Genomic DNA, 19666 nt, shown 5'->3' on the forward strand with positions numbered 1-19666 from the left:
TTTTAAGTATCTCTTAATTATAAACTTGTTGAAATGATAGATATCAGCGTTAACGTTCCTTTATATCAGGGTCTATCTTTAAGGGATATCATTGCCACGTTAGTGTTACTATCTATACCAAAAATTTTAGAGTTTATTCTAGATATGTTCAAAAGAAATAATGAGCCAACAAATCAAAAGAAAATTCAGAATGTTATAGTTACTAACGTTCATATATTTCAAGAACTTAATCAAAATATAAATAAAATAAAAAGAAACACTATGTACTATTTAGGAAAAAATCCCACAATAAAAGATGAATTATTGGATCTAGCTATCTTTTTGGGTTTTTCCATAGTCGCGATATATGTACTCCCAATGCTAAATGAATTTATTATACGCATTGGACTTGAGCATTATCTATCTCAAAACAGTAACTTATCTCATATCGATTATTTAGTGTTTATTTTTAATGACGTTGTTAATATCTTTCTTTTGATATTTTTCGTCGCACTCCTGCTAATATCTCATCGTAGAGCTATAGTAGCTTCGATCTTTTATAACTACCCACATAATCTTTTTCCTTTAATCTCAACTGAGGGTCAGTTTAGAAAACTCCGTATTTATAGCTATCTGGTATTGTTTGTCAATATTTTGGGGGCAATTCAGTTACTAGTGATTCTTTTTGTAGGAGATGCAGTAATAAAAGCTGCTTCTGTGAATGACGAAAGTCATCTAGATTTAATTTGGAGCGTTATATTAGTGGTGTTTATAATTGTGCTTTGGGTGTTGATATTTAGAACCTCGGAGCAGATGATATCTCATCGTATACTAACTAATCGGTTGGTTACATTACTTGAAATACGAAAACTTCCCTATGCTAAGTTGAGTTTATCCAATGGCGATAGTGTTGAGGGGCTTATATTTAATCCGTTTACTGACAAGACTTATCTTGTAATGATTGATCCAGAGGACAGCACTACCAAATTTTTCATCCCCTGGAAACACATTGAATGGCTTAAATTCAAGGACTTTTTATAGATCCTACCAGCCCGAACCTGACCCAGTGATACCTCTCGCTCTCCTCGGTTGAGAGGATTTCAAGGGTGAAGCGCCCTTCAAAGAGCGGAGACGCTAAAACAACGGTGTGAAACTCCGCAAACTCGCCGACCGGGTCAACGCCGGGGTTCCTTTCGAGGAAGAGCCCCAGGTCGGCGACCGAGCGGAAGGTGTAGCCGAGCCACTCTTTGCCGAGCTTCTCCTTGTTCACGGCTATTATCGCGTACTCGAAGCCGGCTTTCAGGATTTTCCCGGTGAGTTCCCTCGTATCCCGTCCCCAGAGCGGTTCGAGGGGCTTGACTCCAGCCTCTTCAGCGAGGCGCTCAATCCACTTTAAGTGGTCTTCTAAGAGAACATCGCCCGCTATCAAGTAGTCAACGTCCAGCGAAGCTATGAACTCCGCCAAAGCCCTGCTCCCCCGGCTCATGTCGAAGGTTAGCAGTTCCTTCCCCATCGCGCCGGCGAGCGTTTTGAGGGCAGGGAGGTTCTCCCAGTGGGGAGAGAGGCCTATAGTCGTTTTGAACGTGAGGAGGTAGGGGACCTCGATTCCGTTCCTCTCAGCAAGGTGAACCGCGTAGAGGCCGTCCTTGCCACCCGAGAAAAAGGCGACTCCCTTCATTCAACCACCAAGCCTATAAAGGGTTTGGAGCTTTTATCCATTATGCTGATTCGGATTGATGAACTTCAGCGGGTCGGCGACGTCTACGTTAATCCGCGAAACCTTCTGACCAGACCACTTTCACTGAAAACATGGCGCGATTTCATGAATCTGGACGAGAGAACTTACGGAACCTACGCCCGGACGATTTACAACCCGAAGGAAAGGTTTTTGGTGACCGATGAGTCCTCCGAGGCCCGGGCGATAGAGCTTTCTGCCCTCTACTGCTCCCTTCTGACGGACCCCGAGTACTTCTGTGGTAGAGAGAACCTGCGCTACCAGCTCCAGGTCGGCGAGTTCGAGGGACTGCCCTTCGCCAACGGCTGGGCGGGCTCTAAGGTCGTCCTCGTGGGCGAAGCGCCGGGAAGGAGAGGTTGCGGAAAAACCGGCGTGTGCTTCTACCGCGACGCCTCCGGGAGCTTACTCAGGAAGGTTCTCTTCCACCTCGGCATCAACCCGGACTTCGTGTACATAACCAACGTCGTGAAGTGCAACCCTCCGAACAACAGGCTGTCCCGCGTTCCGGAAGGCGCCTACGAGCTCCTCGCGAGGGAGCTTGAAATCCTCGAGCCGGAAGCCGTCTTTGCCCTCGGCAGAACCGCCGAAAGGGCCCTGGGGGAGCTCGGCTTTGAGGTGGAGTACCTGAGACATCCGGCCTGGTACGTGCGTCGCGGAGTCCGCGAGCCGAATGATGAGATGCTCGCCGAGTACGCTAAAATCGGGGAGGCCTTTGGGGAATGGACGCCCTAATCGTTTCTCTCCTCGCGCTTCTCTGGGACCTCCTCCTTGGAGAACCACCGGCTAAGCTCCACCCCGTAGTCTGGTTCGGGAAGATAGCGGGCTTTCTCGACGGGAAGTGGAAGCGAAGGGGTCCCCTTCCGGATTTCCTCGCGGGAGCTTTAACGGCTCTGCTCGTCATTGCCTTCGCGTTAGCCCTCTCGCTCCTTCCCTGCTACCTCCCCTCCCCGCTGAACTACGTTCTGGCAGTTTACCTCCTGAAAAGCTCCTTCGCGGTAAGGAGCCTCCACGAGCACATAGCGAGGACGGTAACCGAGGACATCGAAGCAAAGAGAAGGGCCGTCTCGATGATAGTGAGCAGGGACGTTAAAAACCTCGACGAGGCCCATCTAAACTCCGCCTCGATAGAGAGCTTGGCTGAAAACCTCAACGACTCCGTAATCGCTCCGCTGTTCTACTTCCTCCTCTTCGGCCTCCCTGGAGCCCTGTTCTACCGCGCGGTGAACACGCTCGATGCAATGCTCGGTTACCGGAGCGAGCGCTACGAGTTCTTCGGCAAGTTTTCCGCCAGATTAGACGACGTCCTTAACTTCATTCCCGCCCGCTTGACCGTTCTCCTCTACCTCCCGCTCGGCGGCGGGAAGGTTCTCAGGTACTACCGCCTTGCAAAGTTCAAGATAAACTCCGACAAGCCGATGTCAGCCATGAGCGCCGTCCTCGGTGTCTGGCTCGAGAAGCCCGGCGTTTACCGCTTCCCAGGGAGGGCGCCGAAAAACGAGGACATAAAACGGGCCCTAAAGGTCTACTGGTTCGTCGTTGCCGAATGGGTGGCCATAACCATTGCCGCAACCTTTAAGTTTCGTCCGCTAAATATGATATGAGGTGATAGCAATGTTACCTCCGGAAGACGTTGAAAGCGGGCTCTCAAAGCTCTTGAAATGAAAAAGAAGGCCGTGGAGGTGCACCCACTGTTCAGGGGAGTTTACTCACTGGCGGTGTTCAGCGGAGGAGAGCTCCTTGTCTTCGAGCCGGAGGGAGATTCTTACCGCTACTCCGGCAGTTTTCCGGCGGAACTCCCCGAGGAGATATTCGCCGCGTTTCCCCTGAAGGAGACCGGGTGGAAAACCGCCGCGGTCGTGTCACGCCGCGCCCTCTCATCGGAGGAGGGGTCGTCTTCATCCTCCACGAGTTCGTGCACTGCTACCAGGCGGAGTGCTGCGAGATAGAGCTCAAGAAGGGGCTCAGAATCGCGAGGGAGTACTGGGAGCGGGGTGACTACCCGTGGGAGCTCGAGCATCCCTTCCCCTACGAAGACGGGCGGTTTGTGGAGCTCTACTCGGCCTGCTCGGCGGAGAATTGGAAAGAATCCCTGAGATAAGGGCGGGCCTCCGGGAGGTTCTTTCGGAGAAGGACTTCGAGTACATGGTCTGGGAGGAGTGGAAGGAGGGGTTTGCGAGGCTCATTGAGAACCGTCTGCGGGCGCTCTTTGGGCTCCCCGAGAACCACGCCGGAAGGGAAAGGCCGTTCTCAAGGGTTACGTTCTACGAGGGCGGTGCGAGACTCATTGAGTGGCTCTGCAAGGCCGAACCCCACCTTTACCACGACCTTCGGGCCCTGTTTGAGAGGATGATGGCCCTGTGAGGTGTGTCCATGCTGAGACCCGCAGTGCTCTGAAAATCCGTTGCGGCTACGCTCCCCAATTGGAACTTAGTGGAACTGAGGAAAGGTAATTGGGAACCATTATAAGACACGTTATTGTAACATTATGTCTCAATAAAGCCCACATCTTCGATGTCAAGTTATTTTAATGGAAAAATTTTTAAGTAAATAGCAATATATTTATCACGAGGTGATGTTATGTCTTGCACCGAACATTCCTGGCAATATGGAGTAAGAAGCCCAACCCCCTCAAACAAAATCTATGGGGGATTTATCCAGGTAAAAACACCACCAAGACTGCCCGAGGATTTGGAGTGTTTGATAGTTATCTGGGCATCGCTATCGACAAGCAAAGGCTACTTTTATCAAACCTCTCTAGGCTTCCACCCCGATTGGGGCTGGCATATTTCGGCAGGTTCTACAAATCCCCAACTTGAATGTGATTTGGCTTGCCCCCCCTTCAAGTTGAATGGGGAAGTTTTTAGACCCAAGCCAAGCACAGTTTATGAACTGGGTATCCGGCTTATACCTCGGGACTCAACTAATGAAGTGCATCTATACTTTGTTGACTGGAGCACGCACACGTTATACGACATTTTCATCCTAAAAGACTCCGGTGAAGTATCAACGCCAATTGGAGGGATTTTAGAGGCGTATACCACAAATCCCTCAGAGCTTGATAAGTTGGGGGGAAGTAACGCATTTAGAATAATAAACACCAATTGGCTTATAGAACCGTGGGTGTCTACCTGCTGGCCCCATGGGTACGTGTATGAGGCCAAGGGCAGTGGATATGAAACCACACCCAATGGCATCCAGATTAAGCTACTGGGTCCAGGGAACATGTACATCGGCTACGACATCGGCGGTCAGCATTACCCAAATGATTACCGGTTATGGTGACAAAAATGAAGCGAGTCCCCCTGCTGATCCTTTTGATTTCCCTGCTGCTCTTTTCTTCGCTGTGCATAAGCGGTTCTCCATCAAAAAGTTCAACTCCGGGGTTCAGCCACACGCAGTCTTCTTCTCCCAAGGACATCACGGCATTCCTCACCAGTGCCAGGGAACGTCTTGAGAAATGCGGTACGGGTTCAAAGGGGATTTTAGCGCAGGGAGAGGGCCTGAAGTACTTGAACATGAGCGTGTTGAACAGCACGACGGCCGAGGTGGGAGGAAAGAAGTACCGATACGTTGTTTTGGGAATTGGAAACGTCAGCTTCTCCGGAAAGGCCAGGATAGGGAAGTACACAATCGTCTGGGGGCAGCCGAGGAACATCACAACGACCGGCGGGCAGAGAATTGACTTCAAGATTTACAAAGACGGCGGTCTCGTTGGTTCGCTTACGTACTGGTACGTCCCGGTTCAGATGGACTCCTACTGCCTCGCGATAACATCCAAGACGGTGACCCTCAAAGACAACAACACGCTGATCTTCGTGTTTGTGCACAGCGACGCCGGAAACCTGTGGCTGGTGCTGGAGCAGTGACTCACAGCCTTTGGTTTCAATTTTGATCACTGCTACGGAAGTGGAAGGCTTCTCAGCCGTGGAATTATGCAGGGGATAGCATTAAAAATGCTTAGCGGGTATGTACCCCTGCAATGCTCGAGCCCGTGAAGTTCTCGACCCATCACGGAGGCGCGAGGGAGGAAGGTCTGCTCGACTTCTCGGCGTCGCTGAACCCCTACCCGCCGGAGTGGCTCGACGAGATGTTCAAACGCGCAAAGGAGATAAGCGACCGCTACCCCTACTACGAGAGGCTTGAGGAGGAGCTGGAAGGGCTCGTCGGCGAGCCTCTAACCGTAACGGCCGGCATCACCGAGGCGCTCTACCTCCTCGGAATCCTCGCGCTCCGCGGGAAGAAGGCGATAATACCGGAGCACACCTACGGCGAGTACGAGAGAACAGCGAGAATTTTTGGAGCGAGAGTCGTCAAAGGCCCGAACGAACCGGAAAAAATAGCGGAGCTCGTCGAGAGAGACTCGGTCGTCTTCTTCTGCAACCCCAACAACCCGGACGGAAGGTTCTACCGCGTTGGGGAGCTCAAGCCGCTCATTGATGCGGTGGAAGAGAAGAGGGCGCTCCTCGTCCTCGACGAGGCCTTCATAGACTTCGTGAAAAAGCCGGAGAGTCCGGAGGGAGAAAACATAGTGAAGCTCAGGACCTTTACCAAGAGCTACGGTTTACCGGGAATAAGGGTCGGCTACGTCCTCGGCTTTGAAGAGGCGTTCAAAAGCGTTAGAATGCCGTGGAGCATAGGCTCGACTGGGGTTGCCTTTCTCGAATTCCTCATTGAAGACGGCTTCGACCACCTGAGGAAAACGATGCCCCTAATCTGGCGCGAGAAGGAGAGGCTTGAAAGGGTCCTGAAGGTTAAAAGCGATGCAAACTTCTTCATCAAGCGCGTCGGAAACGCTGGGAGGTTCGTTGAAGCCATGAAGAAGCGCGGAATCCTCGTGAGGAGCTGTGCGAGCTTCGGACTGCCGGAATACGCGCGCTTTTCGGTGAGGAAGCCGGAGGAGAACGAGAGGCTTATCGAGGCGTTCAGGGAGCTGGGAGGGGGAGAAATATTTTAAGCTTGAAGCTGATTTCACTTCGGTGATGTCATGCACGAGCTCTACACCGTTCTGGCCGAGTACTACGACTCGATTTACAGGCGAAGGGCCGAGCGGGTTGGTAAGGAGATTGACTTCGTGGAGGAACTGTTCCAGAAAGAGGCCGAAAGGGAAGTAACAAAAATCCTCGACATCGCCTGCGGAACGGGGATTCCGACGCTTGAACTCGCGAGGCGCGGTTACGAGGTTACGGGTCTCGACCTCCACGAGGAGATGTTGGCAGTTGCAAGAAGAAAGGCCGAAGAGAGAAGGCTTAATGTCGAGTTCATTCGAGGAAACGCGCTTGAGCTCGACTTTGAGGAGGAATTCGACGCGGTAACCATGTTCTTCTCATCCATTATGTATTTCGATGATTCTGCAATTCAAGAATTATTTGATTCTGTAAAATGGGCGCTGAAAGAGGGCGGGGTCTTCATAGCGGACTTCCCCTGCTGGTTCTACGGCGGAAGGGACGGTCCGATAGTATGGGACGAGCGAAAGGGTGAAGAAAGGCTCGTCATAACCGACTGGCGCGAGGTGGAGCCGGCTTTTCAGAAACTCCACTTCAAGAGGCTCGTGCAGGTAGTTAAGCCCGACGGGAGCGTTAGGGCTTTTATGGTGGACGACGAACTCAACATCTACACGCCGAGGGAGATGAGGCTTTTGGCCGGGAGGCACTTCAGGAAGGTTAAAATCTACGGAAACCTCCACGAGCTGAGGCCTAACGACAGAAGGTACTGGCTGGTGGCAGTGAAATAAGGGACAATGCAAAAACTTTTAAACCCCTCCCCATTTCAGTGCACGGGTGATGCCTATCGTCCACTGGAAGACGGGAGCGTGGTCTGAAATGGCGCTACACGGCGACGGCTTTAGTGGGCTCGCTGAGCTCCGCGGTTCTTGGGCCTTACCTGAGCCTCTGGCTTAAGTCGGTTGGCCTGAGCTTTTCTGAGATTGGATTGGTTCAGGGCGTTTCGGAGCTTGCCCAGCTTCTCACGGACTTCCCGACCGGCGGTCTCGCGGACAGACACGGCAGGGTCAGGGTTTACGCAATCGGAAGCTCCCTCTTCGGCCTCGGACTGGTTGTCATAGGCCTTTCAAGAGGGCTCTGGGGCATCCTCGCGGGTGCGTCGCTTTCCGGCCTCGGAAGCGCCCTCGTCAGCGGAACGATGGTTCCCTGGCTCTACGATGCCCTTGGCGATAGAAAGCGGGTAAAGGAGGTCCTGAGCAGGCTGAAGGCCCTCTCCGGGCCAGCCAGGTTTGCTGGTGGCTTCCTCGGCGGTGCACTCGCCGGCTTCGCTCCGAACGCCCCGGTGGTTACCGCCGGAGTTCTCGCGATGGCCTCCGGCCTTATGGCCTTCCTCCTCCTGCCCGACAACAGGGGTAAGGCGGAACTCGGATACTCGGGGATACTGCGCAGGGGCCTGCATGTGGTCCTTGAAAATAGGGGACTGCACCTGCTCCTCCTCTCTTCGTTCCTGCTGAGCTTCACGGGGCGGGCGTTCTTCACGTTCTGGATGCTCCTGCTGAAAGCTAAGGGACTGCCGGACGAGGCCCTCGGACCGCTCTTCGCGACGATGTTGCTCTCCACTTCCCTCGGCGCGCTACTTGCGAAAAAGCTCGAACCGTCTCCGAAAACAGTTGCCCTAACGTCTGCCCTGCTCGGCGTTGAGATTGCCCTCCTCGGCATCGCCCCCGGCCTCTGGGAGAGCGTGGCTCTCCTCTTCGCGGTAGAGGTTACCCTCGGGGCGAGGGGACCGCTGATGGCAGTCCTCAGGAACGACCTCATTCCCTCGGAAGTCCGCTCGACGGTCAGCTCGACGCTGAGCACCTTAGGAAGTGGGTTTACGGCGATTGCAAACGTCGCGGTAGGCCTGCTCGCCGGAAAGTCCGGACTCGGCACGGCCTACCTCGCGGCCGGCCTGACCGGGGCCCTCTCGGCCCTGCCAATCTGGGGATTAACCTTTTTAAGCGCCCCCGGTGAAGGGGGTAACATCCCGGAAAAACCCGGTGGAAGGTGATAATATGCTCCCGAAGAACTACGACCCGAACGAGATTGAGCCCAAGTGGCAGAAGTTCTGGCTCGATGAGAAAATCTACAAGTACGAGCTCGACGAGAAGAGGCCGAGCTACGCGATTGACACTCCGCCCCCGTTCACGAGTGGAACGCTCCACCTCGGTCACGTGCTCAGCCACACGTGGATTGACATCATCGCGCGCTATAAGAGAATGACCGGCTACAACGTGCTCTTCCCGCAGGGCTTCGACAACCACGGGCTCCCTACCGAGCTTAAGGTCGAGAAGGAGTTCGGAATCAGCAAGGACCAGCCGGAGAAGTTCCTCCAGAAGTGCGTTGAGTGGACTTGGCAGGCCATCGAGGCAATGCGCAACCAGTTCATCAGGATAGGCTATTCAGCGGACTGGGACCTGGAGTACCACACGATGGACGACTGGTACAAGGCGGCAGTCCAGAAGTCCCTCATCGAGTTCTACAAGAAAGGCCTGCTTTACCAGGCCGAGCACCCCGTTTACTGGTGCCCGCGCTGTAGGACGAGCTTAGCTAAAGCCGAGGTCGGCTACGTCGAGGAGGACGGCTTCCTCTACTACATCAAGCTCCCGCTTGCCGATGGTTCCGGCCACGTTCCGATAGCCACCACGAGGCCCGAGCTCATGCCCGCCTGTGTGGCAGTTTTCGTCCACCCCGAGGACGAGCGCTACAAAGACGTCGTTGGCAAGAAGGTTAAACTGCCAATATTCGAGAGAGAAGTACCGGTTCTCGCGGACGAGGACGTTGACCCGAGCTTTGGAACCGGAGCGGTCTACAACTGTACCTACGGCGACGAACAGGACGTCGTCTGGCAGAAGCGCTACAACCTGCCGGTCATCATAGCCATCAACGAGGATGGAACGATGAACGAGAACGCCGGACCCTACGCCGGCCTCAAGACCGAGGAAGCGAGGAAGAAGATTGCGGAAGACCTTGAGAAGATGGGCCTCCTCTACAAGAAGGAGAAGATAAGGCACCGCGTTCTCAGACACACCGAGAGGAGCTCCTGTATGGCCCCGATTGAGCTACTCCCCAAGAAGCAGTGGTTCATAAAGGTCAAGGACTTCACGGACGAAATAGTGAAGGTCGCGAAGGAGATAAACTGGTATCCCGAGGACATGTTCCTCCGCCTCAAGGACTGGGCCGAGTCAATGGACTGGGACTGGGTCATAAGCAGGCAGAGGGTTTTCGGAACGCCGATTCCCTTCTGGGTCTGCGATAACGGCGAGATAATACTGCCCGACGAGGATGAGCTCCCGGTTGACCCGCGCTTTGACAAGCCTCCAAGGAAGTGCTCCGACGGGAGCGAGCCGAAGCCCGTAACGGACGTCCTCGACTGCTGGGTCGACTCGAGCATAACCCCGCTGATAATAACCAAGTGGCACGAGGCCATCAAGGGCGACGAGGAGGCGAAGCGCTGGTTCGAGCACAACTTCCCGACCGCGCTCAGGCCCCAGGGAACCGACATCATAAGGACGTGGGCATTCTACACGATATTCAGGACCTACATGCTCACCGGCCAGAAGCCTTGGCGCGACGTCCTCATCAACGGAATGGTCGCCGGGCCCGACGGCAGGAAGATGAGCAAGAGCTACGGCAACGTTGTTGCCCCTGATGAGGTCATTCCGAAGTACGGCGCCGATGCGCTCCGCCTCTGGACCGCTTTAGCACCGCCCGGAGAGGACCACCCGTTCAAGTGGGAGACCGTTGACTACAACTTCCGCTTCCTGCAGAAGGTCTGGAACATCTACCGCTTCGCCGAGCGTCATTTGGCCGACTTCGACCCGGCCAAAGCGCCCGGGGAGCTCGAACCGCTCGACCGCTGGATTCTCTCAAGGCTCCACAGGCTCATCAAGTTCGCCACCGAGGAGATGGAGCGCTACCGCTTCAACCTTCTGACGAGGGAGCTGATAACCTTCGTCTGGCACGAGGTGGCAGATGATTACATCGAGATGATTAAGTACCGCCTCTACGGCGACGACGAGGAGAGCAAGCTGAAGGCTAAGACGGCGCTCTACGAGCTCCTCTACAACCTGATGCTCCTGCTCGCTCCGTTCGTCCCGCACATCACCGAGGAGCTTTACCAGAACCTCTTCCGCGAGCGGGTTGGCGCTAAAAGCGTTCACCTCCTTGAATGGCCGAAGTTCAGAGAGGACAGAATCGACGAAGAGGCCGAGAAGCTCGGTGAGCTGGCGAGAGAAATAGTCGGCGCGATAAGGCGCTACAAGAACTCTCACGGCCTCGCCCTCAACGCCAAGCTCAAGCACGTGGCCATCTATGCAACCGATTCCTACGAGAAGCTCAGGGCCATCGAGAGGGACATAGCCGGAACGATGAACATCGAGAGACTCGAGATAATCAGGGGCGAGCCGGCTTTGGAAGAGCGCATAACCGAGATAAAGCCCAACTTCAGAACCGTCGGTCCGCGCTACGGAAAGCTCGTGCCGAAGATTACCGCCTACCTCAAGGAGCACGCGGAAGAGGTTGCCAAGGCGCTCAAGGAGACCGGAAAGGTTGAGTTCGAGGTCGATGGAGAAAAGGTCGAGCTCGGCAAGGACGACGTGGTCATCAGGAAGGCGGTGTTCAGCGAAGGAGAAGAGGTCGAGACGGCAGTAGTTGGGGACGCGGTTATAGTGTTCTTCTGAGTTAGGTTTTTACGCCTCCCCTTCTATTCTTACCCGGTGGAGAACCTTGAGGGAAGGGGAGCTGAAGAAGCGAATCGAGGAGATGGAGAAGCTCCTTGAGCTTATGGAACTCAAATACGCCGAGATGAAGCGGGACAACGAGCTTCTGAGGAAAGCCCTTGGGGAGCTCCAAAGGGAAAACGAGAATTTAAAGGGTGAGGGAGATGGAAGAGGAGAAACTCCGTGACAGACTGCTCGAGCTCTCGAAGAAGGAGGCGGTGCTCAACTACAAGATGTACGAGCTCTTCAACGAGAACAGAACCCTTGCAATCAAACTGGCCGGATACATAGCCGAGAACAGAATGCTCGGAGGAAAATGGAGCGACGAGGAAGCGATTAATGTCATGGACAAGTACCTAAAGGCAGGAAGAAAAGAAGAGCATCACCCCAAAGACGTCCATCAGTGAACTCCCGAGTCCTCAAAACCTTTAAAAACCCAGCCTCATAAAACCGCCGGGCAAATTTCCGGGCGATGGCGTCCGCCCTAACTGCCCCGAACAGGGGCTAATGACGCCTGTTCTCTCCACATCGGGGAGGTGACGCCTTTGAACCCGGAAGACAGGGTGGTTATCGGTCTAGTTCAGGTTATAGTGGTGCTCCTGCTCTCACCCCTCATGGTCGGAATCCTCAAGAAGATAGAGGCGCGCATCGAGTCGAGGAAGGGAATAAGCATCTTCCAGCCCTACTACGACCTCGCGAAGTTCTTCAGGAAGGAGACGCTGATTCCAGAGGGAGTCGGACCGTTCTTCGTCATCGCGCCGTTCATAGCCTTCGGTGCAATGCTGACGTTGCCTTGGATGCTCCCGATAGTCGGCAACTTCCCGAGCTGGTTCGCCCCGACTGTGGACTTCTTCGGCGGGACCTTCATATTCGGTCTCGCCGCGATGGCCTCGATTTTAGCCACCGAGAGGACCGGAAGCTACTACACCGGAATAGGTGCGACCCGTTCGGTTAACTTCGGGGCCTTCGCGGAGCCGGTCCTCATAATGGTCTTCTTCGGCGTGGCCATACTGACGGGAACCAACAACCCCTTCCTGATGAACCACAGGATAACTGCCGAAGGCTGGTACCTCAGCCCGACACACATCCTCATCACGGCCGCGTTCTTTATGCTCCTGCTCTTCGATACTGGAAAGCTCCCAATCGAGTCCCACGGAAGCAACGAGCTCGGAATGCTCGACCAGGCGAAGGGCCTTGAGTACACCGGCCCGCTCTACGCCCTCAACACTTGGGCGGGCTATATGAAGTCCTTCATCCTGATGGCGGTCTTCCTCAACGTCTTCGCGGTTCCATGGGGCCTCGCGACGAGCGCAAGTTTGGCTGAGATCGCCAAGGGAATCGCGACGCTCTTCGTCAAGATGCTCGGCCTCATCTTGGCCTTTGTCGTCGTTGAGGAGACCCTGGCAAAGATAAGGCTCTTCCGCATCATCGACTACCTTTCCGCCAGCTTCCTCCTGGCGATAATGGGCGTCATCAGCTTCCTCCTCGGGGGTGGTGCTCCGTGATTAACGAAATCCTCAACCTGCTCGGCTCGGTGGTCCTCCTCACGGCCTTCTTCATGCTCACCGAGTCCTACATGCACTCCCTGATTGACGCGGTTGCGTTCCAGTCCGTCCTAATCGGCTTAATAATCGGGCTCGTCGGCTGGGAAAAGCGGATTCCCGAGCTCATAATCCTCGGCGGAATCACGATAGCGTTCAGGGCACTCCTGATACCCTGGCTCCTCCAGAGGGACGTCAGGAAGGAGAGAATCTGGCGCGGAAGGGAGATTAAGACTACGCACCACGCGATAGTTCTCGGCCTCATCGTGGCGGTCCTGGCTTACTTCCTCTACATCCCGGTCTACAAAGCCACAAACGACTGGAGAGGGGTCATAGCCTTCGTCCTGCTCTTCCTCAGCATGCTCATCATAGCCTCGAGGCGGAACGCCCTGGCCCAGATAGTCGGCTACCTCAGCGAGGAGAACGCGCTCCTCTACCTCGCGGTGATGCTCTCGCCAATGCCTATGGTCCTTGAGTTCGGAATACTGCTCGACATGATAGCCTTCGTCCTGCTCGCGGTCGTTCTCGGTGCCGAGAAGCGCTACGGGCCATTGGAAGTCGAGGAGCTGGTGGGGTGATAGCATGGAGGCAGTGGTTTACCTGCTCGCAATACCGCTCATAGCGACGCTCGTTCCGCTCCTCTCCGAGAGGCTCGGCAGGGCAATCGTCCCGGGGCTGGCGTTCATAACGGCATCAATAGCAACCGACATGCTCATCAGGGGCTACACCGTCTCGAGCCACTACTTCTACGCCGACTGGTACTCAATGGTCCTGGCAACGACGATAGCCTGGATTTACTTCTTCGCCTCCCTGGCATCGCTCTACTACGTCGAGAGGGTCGAGAGGCCCTTCTACCCGCTCAGGCTCTACTGGAGCTTCCTCTCGCTCTTCGCGCTCTCGATGATTTTCACCGCCGTCGTCTCGAACCTCGGCTGGATGTGGATTGGGCTCGAGGCAACGACCGTCGTCAGCGCGATACTCATAATCACAGACGGCAAGAAGCGGAACGTTGAGGGGGCCTGGCGCTACATGATTATCGCCTCAGCAGGCCTTGGAATAGCCTTCCTCTCAGTGGTCATAACCTACAGCTTCGCGGGAACCCTCGACGTCAGGCACCTCGTTCTCTCCGAGAAGGCCGGCGCCGTGGTCGGACTGCTTGCCATAGTAGGCTTCGGAACAAAGGTCGGCCTCTTCCCGATGCACGGCTGGCTTCCTGACGCCCACGGAAGCGCCCCCTCGCCGGTCAGCGCTATGCTCTCGGGAACGCTCCTCCCAACGGCGCTCCTCGTCTACTACCGCCTCTTCAAGGCATCGACGGGTCTCGGAAAGGAGGCCGTCTACATAGCCCTAACCGTCGGAATCCTGACGGTCCTAGTGGCGTCAATCCTTATGGCCTCGCAGAGGTTCGTCAAGAGGCTCTTAGCTTACTCGAGCATGGACATGATGGGCGTGGCTACCATAGGCCTCACGCTGAGCTACTACAGGCCGAGCCTGCTCAAGCTCGTATTCGTCCTCGTCGCGGTTCACGCCTTCGCCAAGGGCGCCCTCTTCATCTCAGCCGGAAGCGCGGTTAGCAGGTACGGCCACGAGATTGGGGAAATCAACGGCCTGCTGAAGGACAGCCCGGCGCTCGGCTACTCCTTCGGATTATCGGCCTTGGCGGTGACCGGTGCACCGCCTTTCGGAACCTTCCTCGCGGAGCTGTCGATACTCGGGGTGGCCCTCTCGATAAACCGCTGGTGGGCCATCCTCATCGGAACGGGACTGCTCCTATCGTTCCTGGCCCTCAACTGGCACTCGGCCAAGATGCTCTTCGGCGAGGGGAAAGGAGCGGAGTTCCAGCGCGGTGAGGAGCTGATACCCCTGATAATGACGCTCGTAGCTCTCGGGGTAAGCCTCTACGCGGTCTACCTTGCACTCACCGGGGGTCTGGTAATATGATGGCTCTCTCGGCCGTTTTCAGGAGGAACGGAAACTACCTAACGGTCTGGCTCGACTACGACACGGGCGAGGCCCTCATCAGGGAAGAGGAGAGACTGCCGGACAGGAAGATTGCGCCCGCTCTGATAGGTGAGACCACGCCTTACATGAAAATCCCGCCGGGAAGCAACGCTGTTCCTTTAACCTTCGGTCCTGCCTCCGGTGGCTTGGGACAGGCAGGGGCCTTCGAGATACTCACCTACGGCGAGAGGATAGTCTCTATAAGGCCCGTCTACGGCTACAAGAGACGGGGAATCGAGGAGAGGCTGATAAACCGCCCGCTGGAGGAGACCATAGCAATCCTTGAGAGGGCCGTCGGGAACTTCGCCTTGGCTTACACCTACGCCTTCCTGAGGGCGGTTGAGGCCAACCCCGACGAGGACGTCTGGGAGGTAAGGAAGGGCCTCCTCGAGATTGAGAGGCTCTACAACCACTTCAACGTCATCCACAAGCTCGCTGGAGATGCATCCCAGAAGGTCGCAACGATGCACTTCCACTGGCTCGAGGAGGAAACGCTCAGGGTCCTCAACAGGCTGACCGGCCACCGCTACGGCTTCGGCGCGAACGTTCCGGGTGGAGTTAGAATCCTCGACGGAAGGGCCGTTGAGAGATTAGAGAAGCTCAAGGAGGAGTTCCGCGAGCTGAGGGAGGAGTTACTCGAGAGCAAGATATTCATCGACCGTCTCCACAACACCTGCCGGCTGAGCAAAGAGGACGTAATCGAGCTCGACGCCGTTGGGATAGCGGCGAGGGGTTCTGGAGTCGGAAGGGACGTTCGGGCCTTCGACAGGTTCTACTCCTACAAACCGGTGACGTGCGAGGACGGGGACACCCTCGCGAGGCTCATGGTCCGCATGGAGGAAATAGAGCGCTCCTTCGAGATTATCGAGGGAATAGACTTCAGGGCTTTAAAGTCAGACCCAGAGGTTAAAGAGGGCCTCAACATCGGACTGGCGGAGGCCCCGCACGGTGACGTTCTTACGCTCGTGGAGCTGAGGGACGGCAGAGTTTCGTGGATTGGCCTCAGGGGGGCGTCGAGGATAAACTACGTGGCCTTCTGCAGGGGCATAACAGGAAACATATTCACGGACTTCCCCTTCGGACTGCACAGCTTCGGCCTGAACTTCGCGGATGCAGACCTCTGGCAGGGAGGTGAGGAGTGATGTGGATTATCAGGGGGCTCAGGAAGGGCGTTCTGACGAGCGAGTATCCAAAGAGGGTGAGCGAGGAGGAGCTTCCCTTCAGCTTCCCGCTCGAGGCTCCGGCGGAGTGTCCGTTCGGGGCCGTTGAGGATGGATGGCTTGATTACAGGAAGTGCATCAACTGCCGTCTCTGTAGCGTTCCCTTCGGCCAGAAAACAGGGCTGAGTGAGGTTAAAAATCCTCTCCCCTTCAGGAAGTCGCTCCACGTCTTCTTCCTTGACGTCGGAACCTGCCACGCCTGCAACAGGGAGGTTGCGCTCCTCCACAGCCCGAACTACGACGTTCACAGGCTCAAGATATTCTTCACGCCGACACCGAAGCACGCGGACGTTCTCCTCGTCGCCGGCTGTCCGACCGACGGGATGATTCCGGTCCTGAAGGAGGCCTACGAGCTGATGCCCGAACCCAAGCGGGTCTTGGTTTTGGGAGCCTGCGCCAACGGCGCGCTGTGTGGTAGGAAAGTTGAGGACTTCGTTCCAGTTGACGGCTACGTTCCGGGCTGTCCTCCAAGTCCCGTTCAGATTATAGAGGGCCTCCTCAAGGCCGCCGGGAGGGATGTCGAATGATTAACCCGTTCTACGCGATAACCGTAGGCTTCATCGTTGCTTCCCTGCTCGCGATGATTTCGAAAAAGGCCAGCTACGCGCTCTCGGCCCTTCTCTCGGCCGGCCTGCTGGTCCTTGCCCTCGTCCGGCCGGAGGGAATAGACGACGTTTCCCGCTACTTCCTCGTGGTCTCCGGGATAGTATGGCTAGGGGCCTCGCTGTTCAGCCTGAGCTACGACAACCACTACCCGAGGCTGTTAGCCGGTTCGTTCGCGATGAGCATAGCAGGAATGCTCGTGATACTAATCGCAAAGGGGGCCGTTGGTTTCCTCGTCGGCTGGGAGGTCATGACGATAGCGAGCTACTTCGGGATAACCGCGAGGGAAAACTCGAGGAGGGAAGCCTACAAGTTCCTCGCCTTCGGCGAGCTGAGCGCCCTCCTAATCCTGGCCGGCTTCGGCCTGCTCTCCGTTGAGACCGGCTCCACAGTGTTTTCGGCCTGGAAAGGCTCTGAACTCTGGAGCCTTGCGTTCTTCCTGGCCGGCCTCGGCTTCGCGGTTAAGATGGCCATGTTCCCGTTCCACGTCTGGCTTCCAGATGCACACGGCAAGGCTCCGGCGAACCTCTCCTCGCTCCTGAGCGCGGTTCTGACGCTCATGGGAGTCTACGGGTTCGTCAGGCTGCTCCTCATCGAGAGTCCCGCCACGTGGGTGGGTTCGTTCTTCCTCCTGCTCGGTGGCTTAACGGCCATACTTGGGGCGGCCTACGCGGCCGGCACCGAGCACGTCAAGAAGTTGCCAGGTTACAGCACCGTCGAGAACGACGGCGTCCTCCTCGCGCTCTTCGGCGGGACCGTTGTAGCCCTGAACGCCGGCAACAAAACCCTTGCCTCGTTCGCGTTGCTGGCGCTTCTCTTCTACGCCTTCGCCCACAGCGTCGCAAAGGGACTGCTCTTCCTGCTCGCGGGAAGGCTCGAGAACGGAACCGGGCGCTTCCCGGAGGTCAGGGCAGGCAGGCTTACCACCGTCGGCGTCGTCGCGGGCTACGTTTCAGCCCTCAGCCTAGCCGGCGTCGCCCCGTTCCCGGGCTTTCTCGGCGAGTGGATGGGCATAGAGACGCTCCTCCAGAGCTTCAAGATACCTGACGCCAAGCTCAAGGTCCTCATGGTCCTCGTGGGGTCGCTCGTTGCGCTAACGGCGGGTGTCGCGGGCGTTGCGATGAGCAAGATAATCACCCACGGAATCCAGCGCGCCGGAGGGAGAAGGGAGCTCTCGGCGGAGGACATCGCCTACGCGTTCATGGGCGCCGTGCTGGTAATGGTGGGCGTTCTTCCGCTGGCGGTCTTCAGGCTCGTTGATAGCGTCGTCGGCTCGCTCGCCGGAATAAAAGCGACGTCCTTCATAGGCGGGGCGCTCGGCATAAAGGACGGCTTTCTTGTTGTGGCCAAGGACTTTGGCGGAATCTCGCCGACCTACTTGGCCGGCCTCGTGACGGTCTTCGGCGTCAGCGTCTACGTTATAGCAAGGCTGACCGTGTTCAAGAGGGTCAGGCGCGTCAGGGCCTGGAGCGGTGGGCTGAGCAACCCGGAGTACCCGCCGATAGCCCACTCCGCAATACTCCTCATAACCGAGGGCTGGCTCTATGGTACGAGGGAGGAGAACGGAAGGCTCTACTGGCGCGAAAGGGTGAACATCGCCTACGAAAAGCTCTCGGGGGCTTATCTGAACTTCTCGGAGTGGTTCAGGCACGGGCTGATGAAGGGCTCGGACAGCGTTTACGTCGCGTACATCCTGCTGGCGTTGATAGTTGGTCTCGTATATCTGCTCAGGGTCCTTTGACCCTTTCTCTTTTGCGTAGGTTAAAGGAGAAAAGGAGAAAGGTGAGAGTCACTTCAAGTGGATTTCAAACAAGGTCGCGTCATGCTCTTGTATGACTTCAACTTTAACGTCACCAAACTCCTTTTTAAGCTCGTCCAGGACCTCTTGAATCATGTCGTCTTCTAGGACGTCCTCGTCCTCTATGAACAGCGTCTTTCCCGTGTACCACACCTTGTAGACGAAGTCGTAGCCTGTGAACATCTTGTTGTCGCCCTCGCCGAAGACAACGTTGCCGTTCTCCCGTATCAGGTTGAGTATAGCCTGCTCCGGGCAGTGGGCCTTCCTGAACTTCGAGTAAATCCTCGGGATGACATCCGAGGGCGAGCCTCCCATAACCTGCTGGGTTCCTATGTTGTAGTTCCGGAACATTATAAGGGCACTGACTCCCATGGCAATCCCCTGGCTTGGTTTGGAGTCCGAGCTTAAGAACCTGTTGGCTCAACCTTCGATATATGACAAGGGTTTTATACGATTCCGCCTAATCTAAGGAGGGTGATGCCATGGGGAGAGCCTTAGAGCTCTTCATGGAAAAAGCCAGCGTGAGGGAGGAAATCCGAAAGGCCGTTAGGGAGCTGTCTCAAAAATCATTGAAGGAGATAATGGCATACATCCTCAAGGGGGAAGTGGACTCAACGAACCTGTACCGATTCCTCTATGAGAACCTACCGGACGGATACCCGCGTGAGAAGTTCAGAGAGTTCCTAGAGATTGAGAGAGGCCATGATTTGGAAGTCTCTCGACTGTTCGAGAGTCTGTTCCCGGGCGAAGATGTTCCGAAGGTCCATCTGAAGAGCTGGGCAAGGGTCTTCTCAGAAAAAGACTACCGACTTAGAACTGTCGGAGATTACCTGCGGGTTCTTGAGATAGGGATGGACGCCGAAAGGCTCTCTGAGATGGTTTACATGCTCCTCGCAGAGCTCCTGGAAAATCCAGAGCACAAAAAGCTCATGGAGCGCCTCGCGGAGGATGAGAGAGAGCACTACGAGTTTCTAAAGAATGAATATGAGTTTTACTCAAAAGTCGAGCGCCAGAAGGCACTAAAAGAGCTCATTGAGGAAATTAAGAGGGACAAGAAACGGAGACTCTAAGCATCCAATCAGGTATCAC

Annotated in this window: 23 protein-coding genes and 1 riboswitch; of the genes, 21 read left to right on the forward strand and 2 right to left on the reverse strand. The window is 55.7% G+C overall.

Annotated features, from left to right (window positions below):
- The first annotated feature begins 33 nt into the window (after window positions 1-33).
- Window positions 34-1020, forward strand: coding sequence for a hypothetical protein (locus tag ACYQ04_RS04950; protein ID WP_460127796.1), 987 nt, complete (start codon window positions 34-36; stop codon window positions 1018-1020).
- On the opposite strand, the gene ACYQ04_RS04955 is transcribed toward ACYQ04_RS04950, so the two are convergent.
- Complete coding sequence (locus tag ACYQ04_RS04955) at window positions 1004-1657, reverse strand: PAB0415 family putative ATP pyrophosphatase (RefSeq protein WP_460127798.1); 654 nt, start codon at window positions 1655-1657, stop codon at window positions 1004-1006. The two genes, ACYQ04_RS04950 and ACYQ04_RS04955, sit on opposite strands and share 17 nt — an antisense overlap.
- 42 nt (window positions 1658-1699) lie before the next feature.
- Between ACYQ04_RS04955 and ACYQ04_RS04960 the strand changes: the two genes are divergently transcribed.
- The 19 genes from ACYQ04_RS04960 (at window position 1700) to ACYQ04_RS05050 (ending at window position 18520) form a co-directional block, all read left to right on the forward strand.
- A complete protein-coding gene (locus ACYQ04_RS04960) occupies window positions 1700-2446 on the forward strand; it encodes a uracil-DNA glycosylase family protein (protein ID WP_460127800.1) in 747 nt (248 codons plus the stop codon).
- Window positions 2434-3315, forward strand: coding sequence for an adenosylcobinamide-phosphate synthase CbiB (gene cbiB / locus ACYQ04_RS04965; RefSeq protein WP_460127802.1), 882 nt, complete (start codon window positions 2434-2436; stop codon window positions 3313-3315). The genes ACYQ04_RS04960 and cbiB overlap by 13 nt, the downstream gene beginning before the upstream one ends.
- Before the next feature lie 57 nt (window positions 3316-3372).
- Window positions 3373-3660 carry a hypothetical protein gene (locus ACYQ04_RS04970; protein ID WP_460127804.1) on the forward strand — a complete coding sequence of 96 codons (288 nt, stop codon included), beginning with the start codon at window positions 3373-3375 and terminating at the stop codon, window positions 3658-3660.
- A complete protein-coding gene (locus tag ACYQ04_RS04975) occupies window positions 3627-3812 on the forward strand; it encodes a hypothetical protein (RefSeq protein WP_460127806.1) in 186 nt (61 codons plus the stop codon). The genes ACYQ04_RS04970 and ACYQ04_RS04975 overlap by 34 nt, the downstream gene beginning before the upstream one ends.
- Complete coding sequence (locus ACYQ04_RS04980; protein ID WP_460127808.1) at window positions 3791-4075, forward strand: hypothetical protein; 285 nt, start codon at window positions 3791-3793, stop codon at window positions 4073-4075. Before ACYQ04_RS04975 ends, ACYQ04_RS04980 begins: the two co-directional genes overlap by 22 nt.
- A gap of 216 nt (window positions 4076-4291) precedes the next feature.
- Window positions 4292-4996, forward strand: a complete 705-nt coding sequence (locus ACYQ04_RS04985; RefSeq protein ID WP_460127810.1) for a hypothetical protein — start codon at window positions 4292-4294, stop codon at window positions 4994-4996.
- 5 nt (window positions 4997-5001) lie between these two features.
- A complete protein-coding gene (locus ACYQ04_RS04990) occupies window positions 5002-5580 on the forward strand; it encodes a hypothetical protein (protein ID WP_460127812.1) in 579 nt (192 codons plus the stop codon).
- Window positions 5581-5693: 113 nt separating this feature from the next.
- Window positions 5694-6668: an aminotransferase class I/II-fold pyridoxal phosphate-dependent enzyme gene (locus ACYQ04_RS04995; RefSeq protein WP_460127814.1), complete on the forward strand. Its 975-nt coding sequence runs from the start codon at window positions 5694-5696 to the stop codon at window positions 6666-6668.
- Window positions 6669-6698: 30 nt separating this feature from the next.
- Complete coding sequence (locus ACYQ04_RS05000; RefSeq protein ID WP_460127816.1) at window positions 6699-7445, forward strand: class I SAM-dependent methyltransferase; 747 nt, start codon at window positions 6699-6701, stop codon at window positions 7443-7445.
- A 113-nt stretch (window positions 7446-7558) separates the two neighbouring features.
- Entirely contained in the window at window positions 7559-8704 is a 1146-nt protein-coding gene (locus ACYQ04_RS05005) for an MFS transporter (RefSeq protein ID WP_460127818.1), read from the forward strand.
- A gap of 4 nt (window positions 8705-8708) precedes the next feature.
- Window positions 8709-11375: a valine--tRNA ligase gene (locus ACYQ04_RS05010; protein ID WP_460127820.1), complete on the forward strand. Its 2667-nt coding sequence runs from the start codon at window positions 8709-8711 to the stop codon at window positions 11373-11375.
- A 46-nt stretch (window positions 11376-11421) separates the two neighbouring features.
- On the forward strand, window positions 11422-11601 hold the full coding sequence (locus ACYQ04_RS05015; RefSeq protein ID WP_460127822.1) for a hypothetical protein: 180 nt from the start codon (window positions 11422-11424) through the stop codon (window positions 11599-11601).
- Window positions 11579-11821 carry a hypothetical protein gene (locus ACYQ04_RS05020; RefSeq protein ID WP_460127824.1) on the forward strand — a complete coding sequence of 81 codons (243 nt, stop codon included), beginning with the start codon at window positions 11579-11581 and terminating at the stop codon, window positions 11819-11821. The genes ACYQ04_RS05015 and ACYQ04_RS05020 overlap by 23 nt, the downstream gene beginning before the upstream one ends.
- A 52-nt stretch (window positions 11822-11873) precedes the next feature.
- A riboswitch (Fluoride riboswitch) is annotated at window positions 11874-11938 on the forward strand.
- A 21-nt stretch (window positions 11939-11959) separates the two neighbouring features.
- Window positions 11960-12919, forward strand: a complete 960-nt coding sequence (locus ACYQ04_RS05025; protein WP_460127826.1) for a respiratory chain complex I subunit 1 family protein — start codon at window positions 11960-11962, stop codon at window positions 12917-12919.
- Window positions 12916-13533 (forward strand): hypothetical protein, encoded by a 618-nt coding sequence (locus ACYQ04_RS05030; protein WP_460127828.1) that lies wholly within the window; start codon window positions 12916-12918, stop codon window positions 13531-13533. Before ACYQ04_RS05025 ends, ACYQ04_RS05030 begins: the two co-directional genes overlap by 4 nt.
- A gap of 4 nt (window positions 13534-13537) precedes the next feature.
- On the forward strand, window positions 13538-14896 hold the full coding sequence (locus ACYQ04_RS05035) for a proton-conducting transporter transmembrane domain-containing protein (RefSeq protein ID WP_460127830.1): 1359 nt from the start codon (window positions 13538-13540) through the stop codon (window positions 14894-14896).
- Window positions 14893-16098 carry an NADH-quinone oxidoreductase subunit D-related protein gene (locus ACYQ04_RS05040; protein ID WP_460127832.1) on the forward strand — a complete coding sequence of 402 codons (1206 nt, stop codon included), beginning with the start codon at window positions 14893-14895 and terminating at the stop codon, window positions 16096-16098. The genes ACYQ04_RS05035 and ACYQ04_RS05040 overlap by 4 nt, the downstream gene beginning before the upstream one ends.
- Window positions 16098-16703, forward strand: a complete 606-nt coding sequence (locus ACYQ04_RS05045) for an NADH-quinone oxidoreductase subunit B family protein (protein ID WP_460127834.1) — start codon at window positions 16098-16100, stop codon at window positions 16701-16703. Before ACYQ04_RS05040 ends, ACYQ04_RS05045 begins: the two co-directional genes overlap by 1 nt.
- A complete protein-coding gene (locus ACYQ04_RS05050) occupies window positions 16700-18520 on the forward strand; it encodes a proton-conducting transporter transmembrane domain-containing protein (RefSeq protein WP_460127836.1) in 1821 nt (606 codons plus the stop codon). The genes ACYQ04_RS05045 and ACYQ04_RS05050 overlap by 4 nt, the downstream gene beginning before the upstream one ends.
- Before the next feature lie 48 nt (window positions 18521-18568).
- On the opposite strand, the gene ACYQ04_RS05055 is transcribed toward ACYQ04_RS05050, so the two are convergent.
- The gene (locus ACYQ04_RS05055; protein ID WP_099210710.1) at window positions 18569-18949 is read right to left on the reverse strand and encodes a hypothetical protein; all 381 of its coding nucleotides are present in this window, start codon (window positions 18947-18949) and stop codon (window positions 18569-18571) included.
- A 110-nt stretch (window positions 18950-19059) separates the two neighbouring features.
- Here ACYQ04_RS05055 and ACYQ04_RS05060 point away from each other — a divergent pair, with 110 nt between their 5' ends.
- Window positions 19060-19647: a ferritin-like domain-containing protein gene (locus ACYQ04_RS05060; RefSeq protein ID WP_460127838.1), complete on the forward strand. Its 588-nt coding sequence runs from the start codon at window positions 19060-19062 to the stop codon at window positions 19645-19647.
- Window positions 19648-19666 lie beyond the last annotated feature (19 nt).

The sequence above is a fragment of the Thermococcus prieurii genome, assembly GCF_054657655.1.

Bases quoted from the DNA above. Each gene is read 5' to 3' on its own strand.
- ACYQ04_RS04995 (WP_460127814.1), top strand. From the start codon at position 5,694: ATGCTCGAGCCCGTGAAGTTCTCGACCCATCACGGAGGCGCGAGGGAG.
- ACYQ04_RS05020 (WP_460127824.1), top strand. From the start codon at position 11,579: ATGGAAGAGGAGAAACTCCGTGACAGACTGCTCGAGCTCTCGAAGAAG.
- cbiB (WP_460127802.1), top strand. From the start codon at position 2,434: ATGGACGCCCTAATCGTTTCTCTCCTCGCGCTTCTCTGGGACCTCCTC.
- ACYQ04_RS04970 (WP_460127804.1), top strand. From the start codon at position 3,373: ATGAAAAAGAAGGCCGTGGAGGTGCACCCACTGTTCAGGGGAGTTTAC.
- ACYQ04_RS05055 (WP_099210710.1), bottom strand. From the start codon at position 18,949: ATGGGAGTCAGTGCCCTTATAATGTTCCGGAACTACAACATAGGAACC.
- ACYQ04_RS04955 (WP_460127798.1), bottom strand. From the start codon at position 1,657: ATGAAGGGAGTCGCCTTTTTCTCGGGTGGCAAGGACGGCCTCTACGCG.
- ACYQ04_RS05040 (WP_460127832.1), top strand. From the start codon at position 14,893: ATGATGGCTCTCTCGGCCGTTTTCAGGAGGAACGGAAACTACCTAACG.
- ACYQ04_RS04990 (WP_460127812.1), top strand. From the start codon at position 5,002: ATGAAGCGAGTCCCCCTGCTGATCCTTTTGATTTCCCTGCTGCTCTTT.
- ACYQ04_RS05010 (WP_460127820.1), top strand. From the start codon at position 8,709: ATGCTCCCGAAGAACTACGACCCGAACGAGATTGAGCCCAAGTGGCAG.
- ACYQ04_RS05050 (WP_460127836.1), top strand. From the start codon at position 16,700: ATGATTAACCCGTTCTACGCGATAACCGTAGGCTTCATCGTTGCTTCC.
- ACYQ04_RS04950 (WP_460127796.1), top strand. From the start codon at position 34: ATGATAGATATCAGCGTTAACGTTCCTTTATATCAGGGTCTATCTTTA.
- ACYQ04_RS05000 (WP_460127816.1), top strand. From the start codon at position 6,699: ATGCACGAGCTCTACACCGTTCTGGCCGAGTACTACGACTCGATTTAC.
- ACYQ04_RS05060 (WP_460127838.1), top strand. From the start codon at position 19,060: ATGGGGAGAGCCTTAGAGCTCTTCATGGAAAAAGCCAGCGTGAGGGAG.
- ACYQ04_RS05045 (WP_460127834.1), top strand. From the start codon at position 16,098: ATGTGGATTATCAGGGGGCTCAGGAAGGGCGTTCTGACGAGCGAGTAT.
- ACYQ04_RS04960 (WP_460127800.1), top strand. From the start codon at position 1,700: ATGCTGATTCGGATTGATGAACTTCAGCGGGTCGGCGACGTCTACGTT.
- ACYQ04_RS04985 (WP_460127810.1), top strand. From the start codon at position 4,292: ATGTCTTGCACCGAACATTCCTGGCAATATGGAGTAAGAAGCCCAACC.
- ACYQ04_RS05035 (WP_460127830.1), top strand. From the start codon at position 13,538: ATGGAGGCAGTGGTTTACCTGCTCGCAATACCGCTCATAGCGACGCTC.